This window comes from Lederbergia panacisoli (assembly GCF_024626525.1).
Taxonomy (GTDB): Bacteria; Bacillota; Bacilli; order Bacillales; family Bacillaceae_C; genus Lederbergia; species Lederbergia panacisoli.
On the sequence record NZ_JANJGU010000024.1, the window covers coordinates 1 to 12,301 of the forward strand.

Sequence of the window (12,301 nt, forward strand, 5' to 3'; positions counted from 1 at the left end):
CCTCATGCGAGAAAAGAAGTTATCCGGTATTAGCTCCGGTTTCCCGAAGTTATCCCAGTCTTACAGGCAGGTTGCCCACGTGTTACTCACCCGTCCGCCGCTAACTTTTGGGAGCAAGCTCCCAAAAGTCCGCTCGACTTGCATGTATTAGGCACGCCGCCAGCGTTCGTCCTGAGCCAGGATCAAACTCTCATTAAAGTAGTTTGTTAGCTCATTAGCTGGTCTTGCAAAAAATTATTTTAACGCTTCGTTTCGTTCAGTTTTCAAAGATCAAACGCGCTGCTTTTTTTAAGCGACTTTATTATTATATAAAATCCACATTCACTCGTCAAGAGTTTTTTAAAACTTTTTTTAATCTGTTTTAACTCTTTTTTCAGCAACGTTTATTACTATAACAAGGTTTATATCACATGTCAATAACTTTTTTATCATTTATTTTCCCATACCACTCGATTTATTTGAGGACGGTAAAACATACCTCATGCACTCATGTTGTGACGCTACCCGTTTAAATAATGAGAATAAAGTCTTATAGCGGTCTTGCATAGACTGTTTAACGATTGATTCAATTCTTGTATCCTTTAAATCAAATAGAATTTCATCCATTTCTCTTTTCAACAAGTAAATAATTTCTTCTTTATCTCTATCGCTTAAAAGTATACCAAGCATATATACACCTCAATTAGAGTGTTTTTATAGTGTATAGTTATGTATTTCCATTTTACATTGAAATTATGAGAAGCTAAAACACATTACATTCATATCAAGGCCGTCATTGTACATAGAATATTATGGACAGGCAGACAAGGAGGATTGGTATGGATTTTTTTATTACCTTAAATGGCCGTAAAGTAAAGCAAGGGTTATTCGTAGTATTAATCTCATTTTTTACAGCCTTGTTTTTTTTCTCTCAAGCTACCCTTCATACTCCGGTATTTGGTACGAAAGATGAACCGAAAGCAATTTATAAAGGTGAAAAGGGAATTAGCTTGACGTTTAATATTGGGTGGGGCGATGTTCAAGCGGAACCGATTCTTGATGTTTTGGAAAAAAGTGATGTTCGATCTGCTACATTTTTTCTTTCTGGAGCATGGGCAGAAAGGCATCCAGATACAGTAAAAAGAATTAAAGATATGGGATTTGAAATCGGGAGTCTTGGCTATGCTTACGAAGATTATACAGAGTTGGAAGACGAGAAGGTAAGAAGGGATATATTACGATCTTTGGATGTTTTGAAAAAATTGGACATAAAGGAAGTAGCTTTACTACGCTCTCCAACTGGACATTTCGATAAACGTTCACTTAAAATTGCAAATCATCTCGGATTAACGGTTGTTCACTGGAGCTTAAACTCACAAGATTGGAAAAACCCAGGAGTCAAAAAAATCGTGAAAAACGTCCAAAAAGTACAAAAGGGAGATATTATATTAATGCATGCTTCCGATTCTGCCACTCAAACGGCCGAAGCACTGCCAGCCGTTATTTCAACTATTAAGGAAAAAGACCAGCTTGTCACTCTTTCAATCCTTATAGCAAATGGGAAAGTGAAGACGACATTGGTACCTTAAAACAAAAAAGCCAGTTTAGTTAAGACGTACAAAATGCAAAAAAAAGCACGGAAAAGACCGCTGATTCGCATATGAATCAGCGGTCTTTTAACAATCAAGGAATTTTTAACATTTTATTATCTTGTACCATACCAAGGTACCGAAGGCGGATCCTGGATAAATCCGAGTAAATTCCCCCACAGAACATAGAACGTCAGGAATCTAAAATGATCTTTATTTTCATCTTTTTCTTCATCGTAAGCAACAATTTTAACATTATCTACAAGTAATTTTTTGTGAATTTCATCAATCCGAAAAGTCTTGAACATGATAACCGGAAATTCTTTACCAGCTTTGTTAAAAGAAGCTTTAGAATCAGCGTCATCCGTTTTAATTAAAAATAAATTACCTCTGCTAGTAGGAATACCCGCAAACCAACAATCATCATATGGACTTGGTAGGTTATCACCAACACCAAACATATTTTGATACCATTCTGCCGCCTGTTGTAAATCCCCACAAATTGGGATTTGCACGTGATCTATGGAGAAGATCGGGCTTTCCATTTCATTTAATTGCTCCTGTCTAAGAATAGTATGTTCACTCATACAAAACATCCTTCATAGTCAATTTTTTTCAAACTGGTAGCATTTAAAAATTCGACAATGTCAAAAAACAACCCTGCAAACAAATTGATAATTCGCTCTACAAAATATGTTTCTTTTTCAAGGAAACTGCTTCTTTAGTTGAATAAGTTCACTATTACAATTCAGAGCAATAATTCTTCAAATAATTGTTTTCCTTTTATTGCAATAATACTTAGATAAACAAATAAAAAATTAGCACCGCTAAAAGCAATGCTAATTTGTACTTTAATGTTATTTGTATTGATATTTGCGGCATTATTTAAAGTTTCGTACCACCCAACTGAACGGGTAACCATTTTATCGGGTCGCTTTTTTATTTTGTATATTTGATGTTTTCTTTGCTCTTTCTTCTGCCGATAAACGATTATATTTAGGCAACATTAATATTTGATAGGCGTTGCACGCAATTAGCGGAAAAATCATTAAGTATATCCAGCTCTCATCATTCGGACGCAATACTGGAAGCCATTCTAGAATGGTGACGACAACCATGAAAAATAACGCGGAAACAAAAATGTTTCGATTTGTCATTTTTGCTTTGAAAAAAGCAACGACCAATGCTGCCACCAAAATAAACAAAGCTAGTCCAATGTATGGGATGAGACTTTCACCTTCACCCGCAAAAGCTTGGAAACGGAAATAAATGAGGTCAAACAAGACAAAAACAACTAGAACAAGCTGGACGGCATTCCATATAGACTTAAATAGCCCAAGTCCAAACTGGTGAATAAATAAATAAGCAAAAAATCCAACTTGGCTTACAACAGCAAAAATGAATCCCACTCCGACAAGCCAAATAAAGGTAGAAAGGATAGCCCCAATTTTCACTTCTGCAAAATAAGGTTGGAATTCACTCCAACGTATAATAAACCCTAATATACCCGTTATCAAACCACCCAATATGAGTGAGTTAAATAAAAATTTAATTAAGTTCCTAATAGTCACTTCCAAAATTCCCCCATTTATATACTTAACAAACCGATTTTATCAATCTTCATATAAAAAAGCCATGATTGTCTAGATTGTGCATAAATTCTTCACAAAATCTCATATTAAATGTAAGGGATATTGTCTTAGAAAGGAGCTTCATTCATGCGTAAAACTGTATATTTGCTCCTGTTAATTGCTTTACTTACTCTCACTTCCTGCAGTGGCAATGAACCAGGAAATGCAAAATTAGATTATGATCAAACGAAAAAAATGATTGTTGATATTTTAAAATCAGACGAAGGCAAAAAAGCCCTTCAAGATATGATGAAAGACGATGAAATGAAACAACAATTGATTATGGATCAAGCGGTTGTTACAGATACGATTGAAAAAACACTTACCTCGGAAAAGGGCGAGGATTTTTGGAAAAAAGCATTCAAGGATCCGAAATTCGCTGCTTCTGTTGCAAAAAGCATGAAAAAAGAACATGAAGCTTTACTGAAGGATTTAATGAAAGATCCTGACTATCAAGGGTTATTAATGGAAATTTTTCAAAATCCGGAAATGCAAAAGGATTTTGCTAAAGCATTAAAAAGTAAAGAATTCCGTGAACAAATGCGAGATGTTGTAACGGAAACAATTGAAAGTCCTCTTTATAAAGCTAAAATTCAAGAATTACTGTTAAAAGCGGCTGAAGAAGCCGGAAAAGGAAAGTCAGATAAGAAGGATGACGAAAGTGGCGGCCAAGGAGGAGAGGGAGGCGGCCAGTAGTAGGCTAAGCCTGAAAAAAGGAGCATACACCCTAATACTCAAGGGTATACGCTCCTTTTTGTCAGCCTAATATTTGTCCCATCTTTTCTGCAATTTCACCATAAATACGTCCAATTCTATGATTTTCATCATAAATGGAAGGAGCGAAATCTTCTTCATTCCAGTCGGGCTGCTGCAGAGGTAGCTTTCCTAATAGTTCCGTCCTTAATTCTTCTGCTAGCTTATCTCCGCCACCTTGGCCGAAAACGAATTCTTTTTCTCCAGTTAATTTACTTTCGAAATAAGACATATTTTCGATTACGCCTAGGATTTCGTGATTCGTGCGCAGAGCCATTGCTCCCGCCCTTGCAGCAACGAAAGCCGCAGTTGGATGCGGAGTCGTCACAATAATTTCCTTACAGCTAGGCAGCATGGTGTGAACATCAAGTGCAACATCCCCTGTACCAGGTGGTAAATCTAGCAATAAATAATCTAGCTCTCCCCACTCGACCTCAGTAAAGAAGTTATTAAGCATTTTACCTAGCATCGGACCACGCCAAATGACAGGAGAATTATCTTCAACAAAGAATCCCATTGAAATTACTTTTACACCAAAACGTTCGACTGGAATTATTTGATTTCCTTTCACCTTTGGCCGCGTCGTAATTCCCATCATATCTGGAACGCTGAATCCATATATATCCGCATCGATTAGTCCAACCTTTTTTCCAAGGCGGGCAAGGGCAACAGCTAAATTAACCGATACTGTTGATTTACCCACTCCTCCTTTACCACTGGCAATAGCGACAAAGGTTGTTTTGCTATCGGGAGAAAGCAGCCCGGCTGAATCACTTTGCAAATCCCCTGAGGCACGGTGTTTCTCCAATTCTTCCTCGGATAAGGCGGCAAAGCGGATTCCTACAGTTGCTGCACCCGCTTTTTTCAATGTATCTACAATTTTCATTTGCAATTGGAGCTGTTCAGGCGTCCCCGTTTTAGCAAGGGCAATTTTTACACTGACGTGTGCTTTTTCTTCTTTTGCTTTCACTTCAAGAATACCGTTCGTTTCTTCAAGTGTTTTATGTAGTAATGGATCTTCCATTTTTTTCAATATATCATATGTTTGCTGTTCAGTGATCAAGGTCTCACACCTTCCTTATCATCGTTTTCATTCCTTTTTCAGTATATCATAATGCACTTTTGAAAGAACGATTATACGCTCATAGAAAAGCGAAAGCGCCTGTTCATCGACGTATGGATTTCGTAGTCCCTGACGAGATAAAGGAAACACGATAAGCCTGCAAGGGCGAATCGAAGTTGACTTATCGTAGGAAGGGACATAGAAATCCACTAGTCGATAGGCGCTGGAGCTAGACAAAGAAATGCGAAAGCGCCTGTTCATCGACGTATGGATTTCGTAGTCCCTGACGAGATAAAGGAAACACGATGAGCCTGCAAGGGCGAATCGATGTTGAGTTATCGTAGGAAGGGACATAGAAATCCACTAGTCGATAGGCGCTGGAGCTAGACAAAGAAATGCAGAAGCGCCTGTTCATCGACGTATGGATTTCGTAGTCCCTGACGAGATAAAGGAAACACGATGAGCCTGCAAGGGCGAATCGATGTTGAGTTATCGTAGGAAGGGACATAGAAATCCACTAGTCGATAGGCGCTGGAGCTAGACAAAGAAATGCAGAAGCGCCTGTTCATCGACGTATGGATTTCGTAGTCCCTGACGAGATAAAGGAAACACGATGAGCCTGCAAGGGCGAATCGATGTTGAGTTATCGTAGGAAGGGACATAGAAATCCACTAGTCGATAGGCGCTGGAGCTAGACAAAGAAAAGCAGAAGCGCCTGTTTATCGACGTACAAACTTTAGGGCCTCTGACTAAGATAAAGGAAACACAATGAGCCTGCAAGGCGAATCGATGTTGACTTATCGCAGGGAAGAGGACAAGAAGTTTGTTAGGAGACATTTATAACAAAAACAATCCGGGAATCTCCCGGATTATTCTAATGACTTCTCCTCCGAAAAGTAACGAAGGATGCCTTTATAAATGGAAAAAGCGACTTTTTCTTGATACTGTTCCTGTTTTAGTGATTCACGTTCAGTCGGATTCGAGAGAAATCCAATTTCCACTAAGGCCCCGGGTTTTTTAGCATTTTTCAATAAAAAAATTTGTTGAATCGTTTTAGCTTCCCTTGTTGTATTTCCTAAAGTTAACACTAGCTCTTGTTGAATAAACTTAGCCGCCCTTTTATTGTCGGGATTATGGGGCGCATAAAATGTTTGGGCGCCACTCCAGCGCGGTGAAGGAATGGCATTCAAGTGAATACTTAGGAATAAGTCCGCTTCTGAGTCATTTATTATTTTAAGTCGTTTGTGCAAATCTTCCGTTTTACGTCGACTTAATCCACTTGTGTCAGGGGAAGCAAGGTCAGTATCTGTTTCCCTCGTCATTAACACGAGTGCCCCTTGCTCCTGCAAATAATCACGAAGCATGTAGGAAACATTCAATGCGATATCTTTTTCTTGCGTTTCTCCGCCTTCCGCTCCCCCATCTGGACCACCATGCCCGGGATCTAAATAAATTATTTTTCCTGTCAACGGAAGATTCCACGTATCGAAAGAATCCTTAGGCAAAAACTTATATTGAATAAGAAGAAATAGTACTGCTGCTCCTACGAAAAATAAAATAATCTTTGCTTTTCCACCCATTCGATCTTCCCCTTCATGCTTTCTTCGTAAAAGCATATGGGACAAGATTATTTTTTAGAACGGGAAACCTAATGAAGGCGTAATTTGTACCTCCTCTCTCCTTTCCTGTAACCATTTACCCACCAATAATCAACAAAATGCTCGCACGCTATGAACGTATCCTCGTCACTAATCATCTTTTTTCCAAAATCTAAGTAGAGCCAAAAATAATATAATGTATCGATAAAATGAGTGATATCTTGGTGACACCTTTTTTTCGCCATGTCAATATTTTCACCGTGAATGGTAAAGCGGCTAAATTCACCTCCATTTAAATATGCTTCAATCGCTACATCGAAACAGGCCTCTTCAACTCCTTCATCTAAAGGCCCTATTCCAATTCGCATTTTATTAAAATGGATGATCATGCTTTTTTTTACTTCCTCTATTGATAAATCACGTAAAAGTTTGCGCTCATTATATAATTGTTTTTCACGTTTTTTCTCTGAAAAATTCGTCATTACATTCATGCTAATTTCATCCTCCTTCACATAGTTTCAACGAACGTGAAGAAGTAATGCACATTGAAATTAAAAAATGATTTATGGAAATCGAAACAATATTTAACATAAAAACGTCTATAAAGTGTAGGGGGGCTTTATACATGAAGAAATTTTTCATAATTGCATGTATCCTATTATTAACGGGATGCAACCAATTATTTCAATCAAATGTAGTCATTGATTGGGTTGATTTTTTGCAGTTTGAAGGGGAAGAATATTTAGGCAGCCAATTGGAAATTGCTGACCCTAATTTAATTGGAGAAAAAATCGGGGAAATTAAACATATGTTGGAAGGAAATGTTCGAAACCCTAATTATAAATCTAAAAATGGCGATGCTGCATTTCTATCTGTTGGAACGGTTCTATACGAAATTAAAAATGAACCAAATTTAATTGCGATACGAGATAAGGATTCAATAAATGGCTATAAAATCTATTACAAAATGGACAAGTGGAAAGACTTTCCTTCTATTCTTAAAGATGAAGTGGCCAGAGTTCAACTTTTTGATGAAGTATCTTACAACCAATTCATTTTAAGGAAAGCCATCACGGAAAAAAAGGATATTTCTCAACTTATTGACATTTTGCAATCAGGAAAAACGGATACCACTGTAGCATTTGATTATTCAAATCCTAAAATGAGTTCCTATGTCATCCTTGTTTATACTTCCGCACCTGTTGCCGAAAAAATTCCTTTCTTTTTTGATGGAGAACAATACTTTTGGTATAACCATGACAGTGAAGTAATGCCTGATGAGATAGAAGAGGTTTTAAGTGTAGGAAATGATAAAAAATAGCCTTAACCCCTATACTAAAGGTTAAGGCTTTTAAATTCAAAGGCTACGGTCAATTGGCTCATATTTGGTCCCTTTTATGCGTGCACGAACATATTCTCCTGAAACACTCAATTCCTTTGGACCCCACACTTGATCTTTACCGGGATCCAATTTTGTTTTACCTTGTTCGTGAGGTGTAAAAGCACCCGACGTTTCATTTTTCGTCGTTAATGACCAGTTTACCCAACTTATATTATTTTCGTTAAAGAAGCTTAGCCATTCATCAGCCTCCTCCAAATATGGACCATTATTTCCATCGGCTTCACTTGTCCCCCATTCCGAGGCAAAGACAGCTACACCATGCTCGAGTGCATAACGCACATTACTCATGACATTATTTCTGTCGCTGCTACTAGGTGAAGTCTTATGTGATCCTGAATAAAAATGCACAGAATAAATAGTATTTTCATCTTGAATTGGATTATCAGCCGCAAGATCGGGACGTTGTGTCCAGTTTGGACTTCCGACAATGACAAGATTTTCGTTTCCTCTTTCTCGGAGCATTTTAATAATCGGTTCAGCATACGACTTAACCTTCTCCCACCCTGCCCTATCATTTGTGACACCGGGATCAGCGCCATTTGGCTCATTTGCCAGTTCATAAATAATGTTTGCATCATTTGGAAACATAGTTGATATTTCTTTAAAAAAGTCCATTGCACCACCATAAATTTTGGCATTCGGGTCTCCCGGAAAATGAACATGCCAATCCACGATCACATACATATCGTTTGCCCGCGCCAACTTAATACCTTCTATTACTTTTTCTTTCACACTCGGATTAGTCGCGTACCCATTTTCGCCTACATACATCGCAAGTCGAATGACGTTCGCCCCCCAATCCTTGGAAAGTGCAGCAAACGCATTATTGTTAATAATTTCTGGGTACCACTGCAATCCGTGCGTACTCATTCCCCGCAATTGAATGGGATTTCCAGTCTCATCGCAAAGAGTCATGACTCCACTTTTCTTCAACACTTGAAGTTTCCCAGCCATTGATCGATTCCTCACTTTTCCGTCTTTTTTACTCCCTGATAGATTCATAGGTGGATTAATAATAGTGTAACCGTTTTCCACACAGAAAGTATAGGATCAATAAATTGTAGAAGGCAAGTACTCTATATTCTTCCAGGTTCTCTTTCATTTTTAAAAAAATTCAGCTATATTTGAATTAAATTATGATTTTACTGTGTAATAGCCATTTTTCTGATATATCTAGTTAAAAATCCAAATAAGGAATCTATCATATGCAAAAAAAATTATCTATTCTACTTCTTGTCTTAGGTGGTGCCATTATTGTATTTAGTATATGGCAAATGTTTGATATGAATTTATCGCAAAATAAAGCTTTAAAAGAAGCAATGACAAAGGTCGAACATACAAACAAAAAAAAGGGCATTGCTCAACAAAGTGAGATTGATTTCAATGCTGAAAAAGGCGAAGTCATTGGAATCTTAGAAATCCCGGCATTAGAAAGGGAGATTCCTATTTTACATGGAGTTGACGAAGAAGAACTTAAAAGCGGGGTTGGCCATTATCCCGGAACAGTATTTCCCGGCCAAAAAAATCAAATTGTGTTATCCGGCCATCGAGATACTGTATTTCGGAAATTCGGAGAGCTTGAAATTGGCGATTCATTTATTGTGAAGATGCCTTATGGCGAGTATGAATACATCATTGATAATACAAAAATTGTGGATGCTGACGATCGAACCATCATTGCTCCTACTAATGATAAGGAGGTTCTTACCGTAACGACATGTTACCCATTTCAATATATCGGAAATGCCCCGGACCGTTTTATTATTTATGCACTCCCTAAAAAATGATGCTTTATGGCTTCATTTTTCATTTTGACAACAATTTGTCATAAAACTAATATCATTAAAAATATAAAGGTGCTATAATAAATATGAGGGTATTGCTCACCATTTCACAATTGCATTTTTAATTGCTCAATACTTCACAATATCTTCAATCTACATTATTGCTTCATTTTAAATATCAAGGAGGGCTTCAAATGAGTCATTGGAAAGGATTTGTAGAAGGTCGCTGGCAGCAGGAAGTGGATGTTCGAAATTTTATCGTCAATAATTACTCTCTATTCGAGGGCAACGAGGAATTTTTAGAAGGACCAACAGAAGCTACGAACGTTTTATGGAAGCAAGTGATGGAATTATCGAAGCTTGAGCGTGAAAATGGCGGCGTGTTGGACATGGATACGAGAATTGTGTCTACCATTACTTCCCACGGTCCCGGATATTTACAAAAAGAACTTGAGCAAATTGTCGGATTCCAAACGGAAAAACCGTTTAAAAGATCATTGCAGCCATTTGGCGGTATTCGGATGGCCGAGGCAGCAGCAGAATCTTACGGTTTCAAAGTAGAAGATGAAGTAGAAGAGATTTTTACAAAATATCGTAAAACCCATAACCAAGGAGTTTTCGATGTTTATACATCAGAAATGAGATTAGCTAGGAAAGCGGGTATTATTACGGGGCTTCCTGATGCATATGGACGAGGACGAATTATCGGGGATTACCGTAGGGTCGCCCTATATGGAATTGACTTCCTGATTAAGCAAAAAAAAGCGGAAGTGAATTTAATCGGAAATGGCATGATGACGGAAGAAGTAATTCGTGACCGTGAAGAAATGGCTGAACAAATCAGTGCTCTTCGAGAGTTGAAGGAACTTGCCCAAATTTACGGTTACGATATTTCTAAACCAGCTACAAATGCTAAAGAAGCATTCCAATGGTTATATTTTGCTTATCTAGCAGCAATTAAAGAACAAAATGGCGCAGCAATGAGTTTAGGTCGAGTTTCTACTTTCCTTGATATTTATATTGAAAGGGATTTGGAAAGTGGTGTCTTAACTGAAAGCGAAGCACAGGAGCTCGTCGACCATTTCGTTATGAAATTGCGTCTAGTGAAGTTTGCTAGAACACCAGATTACAATGAATTGTTTAGTGGAGATCCAACCTGGGTAACAGAATCTATCGGTGGAATCAGTCTTGACGGGAAACCACTCGTTACGAAAAACTCTTTCCGTTTCTTGCACACCCTTGATAATTTAGGGCCATCTCCAGAACCAAACTTAACAGTTCTTTGGTCCACTTTGCTTCCAGAGAACTTTAAAAAGTACTGTGCGAATATGTCTATTAAAACAAGCTCTATCCAATATGAAAATGATGATCTCATGCGTGGCATTTATGGTGATGACTATGGTATCGCCTGCTGTGTATCTGCAATGACGATCGGTAAACAAATGCAATTCTTTGGGGCTCGCGCAAACCTTGCAAAAGCATTACTTTATGCGATTAATGGCGGTAAAGATGAAATTTTGAAAGCGCAAATTGGACCTGCGTTTGCACCCGTTACTACAGAATATTTGGAGTATGAAGACGTCTTGGACAAATTTGATCATATGATGGAATGGCTTGCTGGGCTGTATATGAACACACTGAATGTGATTCATTATATGCACGATAAATATAGCTATGAGAGAATCGAAATGGCTCTGCATGACCGTGAAGTTTTACGGACGATGGCAGGTGGAATTGCTGGATTATCTGTAGTTGCCGATTCTTTAAGCGCCATTAAATATGCAAAAGTAAAACCAATTCGCGATGAAAACGGCATTGCTGTCGACTTTGAAATCGAAGGAGATTTTCCTAAATACGGAAACAATGATGCCCGCGTCGATGATATCGCTGTAGATCTTGTCAAAACCTTTATGAATAAGTTCCAAAAACATCAAGCATATCGCGGAGCAACACCAACTTTATCAGTGTTGACGATTACATCAAATGTTGTCTACGGTAAAAAGACCGGAAATACACCGGATGGAAGACGGAAAGGTGAACCATTTGCGCCAGGAGCAAACCCACTTCACGGACGGGATCAAAAAGGAGCAATCGCATCCTTAAGCTCTGTTGCAAAACTTCCATACGAATATGCACTAGATGGAATTTCCAACACCTTCTCAATCGTGCCTAAAGCACTTGGACGAGAAGAAGAAACACGAATCTCTAACTTGGCGGCCATTCTAGACGGTTACATGATCAAACACGGACATCACTTAAACATAAACGTATTCAACCGAGAAACCTTACTCGACGCAATGGAACATCCAGAAGAATACCCACAACTCACAATCCGTGTCTCTGGATATGCCGTCAACTTCATCAAACTAACAAGAGAACAACAAATCGACGTAATCAATCGGACATTCCACGAAACAATGTAGTAAGGAAGCAGAATTGTTTGAGAGTTGTTTGTGTGGGCGGGGCCGAAACAAAAAAAAAACAAAAAAAAACAAAAAGAAA

Annotated in this window: 12 protein-coding genes and 1 rRNA gene; 5 read left to right on the forward strand and 8 right to left on the reverse strand. The window is 38.2% G+C overall.

The features are described 5' to 3' along the window. Both NQ185_RS19100 and NQ185_RS19105 read right to left on the reverse strand, forming a co-directional pair. Positions 1-198, reverse strand: a 16S ribosomal RNA gene (locus NQ185_RS19100); the annotation flags it as partial. Between the two features lie 234 nt (positions 199-432). Further along, positions 433-669 (reverse strand): hypothetical protein, encoded by a 237-nt coding sequence (locus NQ185_RS19105; RefSeq protein ID WP_257583664.1) that lies wholly within the window; start codon positions 667-669, stop codon positions 433-435. 149 nt (positions 670-818) lie between these two features. Here NQ185_RS19105 and NQ185_RS19110 point away from each other — a divergent pair, with 149 nt between their 5' ends. Then, positions 819-1,568, forward strand: a complete 750-nt coding sequence (locus NQ185_RS19110; RefSeq protein WP_257583665.1) for a polysaccharide deacetylase family protein — start codon at positions 819-821, stop codon at positions 1,566-1,568. Between the two features lie 116 nt (positions 1,569-1,684). Here the strand turns inward: NQ185_RS19110 and NQ185_RS19115 are convergent, their stop codons facing one another. Together NQ185_RS19115 and NQ185_RS19120 are read right to left on the reverse strand one after the other, a co-directional pair. Next, a complete protein-coding gene (locus NQ185_RS19115) occupies positions 1,685-2,155 on the reverse strand; it encodes a VOC family protein (RefSeq protein WP_257583666.1) in 471 nt (156 codons plus the stop codon). A 336-nt stretch (positions 2,156-2,491) separates the two neighbouring features. Then, complete coding sequence (locus NQ185_RS19120) at positions 2,492-3,139, reverse strand: KinB-signaling pathway activation protein (protein WP_257583668.1); 648 nt, start codon at positions 3,137-3,139, stop codon at positions 2,492-2,494. A 147-nt stretch (positions 3,140-3,286) separates the two neighbouring features. Here NQ185_RS19120 and gerD point away from each other — a divergent pair, with 147 nt between their 5' ends. Next, positions 3,287-3,895 carry a spore germination lipoprotein GerD gene (gene gerD, locus NQ185_RS19125; protein WP_257583669.1) on the forward strand — a complete coding sequence of 203 codons (609 nt, stop codon included), beginning with the start codon at positions 3,287-3,289 and terminating at the stop codon, positions 3,893-3,895. Positions 3,896-3,956: 61 nt separating this feature from the next. Here gerD and salA read toward each other — a convergent pair whose 3' ends face one another. From salA to NQ185_RS19140, 3 genes are all read right to left on the reverse strand, one after another. Further along, the gene (gene salA / locus NQ185_RS19130; protein WP_307001672.1) at positions 3,957-5,015 is read right to left on the reverse strand and encodes an iron-sulfur carrier protein/transcriptional regulator SalA; all 1,059 of its coding nucleotides are present in this window, start codon (positions 5,013-5,015) and stop codon (positions 3,957-3,959) included. An 869-nt stretch (positions 5,016-5,884) separates the two neighbouring features. Beyond that, a complete protein-coding gene (gene cwlD / locus NQ185_RS19135; protein WP_257583670.1) occupies positions 5,885-6,595 on the reverse strand; it encodes an N-acetylmuramoyl-L-alanine amidase CwlD in 711 nt (236 codons plus the stop codon). A 68-nt stretch (positions 6,596-6,663) separates the two neighbouring features. Further along, the gene (locus tag NQ185_RS19140) at positions 6,664-7,104 is read right to left on the reverse strand and encodes a DUF2521 family protein (protein WP_257583671.1); all 441 of its coding nucleotides are present in this window, start codon (positions 7,102-7,104) and stop codon (positions 6,664-6,666) included. 134 nt (positions 7,105-7,238) lie between these two features. On the opposite strand from NQ185_RS19140, the gene NQ185_RS19145 reads away from it, so the two are divergent. Beyond that, positions 7,239-7,934, forward strand: a complete 696-nt coding sequence (locus tag NQ185_RS19145) for a hypothetical protein (protein ID WP_257583672.1) — start codon at positions 7,239-7,241, stop codon at positions 7,932-7,934. A gap of 36 nt (positions 7,935-7,970) precedes the next feature. Here the strand turns inward: NQ185_RS19145 and NQ185_RS19150 are convergent, their stop codons facing one another. Beyond that, entirely contained in the window at positions 7,971-8,969 is a 999-nt protein-coding gene (locus NQ185_RS19150) for a glycoside hydrolase family 5 protein (protein WP_257583674.1), read from the reverse strand. Positions 8,970-9,220: 251 nt separating this feature from the next. On the opposite strand from NQ185_RS19150, the gene srtD reads away from it, so the two are divergent. Together srtD and pflB are read left to right on the forward strand one after the other, a co-directional pair. Continuing rightward, on the forward strand, positions 9,221-9,802 hold the full coding sequence (gene srtD, locus NQ185_RS19155) for a class D sortase, LPxTATN-specific (RefSeq protein ID WP_257583675.1): 582 nt from the start codon (positions 9,221-9,223) through the stop codon (positions 9,800-9,802). Positions 9,803-9,993: 191 nt separating this feature from the next. Next, positions 9,994-12,222, forward strand: a complete 2,229-nt coding sequence (gene pflB, locus NQ185_RS19160; protein ID WP_257583676.1) for a formate C-acetyltransferase — start codon at positions 9,994-9,996, stop codon at positions 12,220-12,222. The last annotated feature ends 79 nt before the right edge of the window (positions 12,223-12,301 follow it).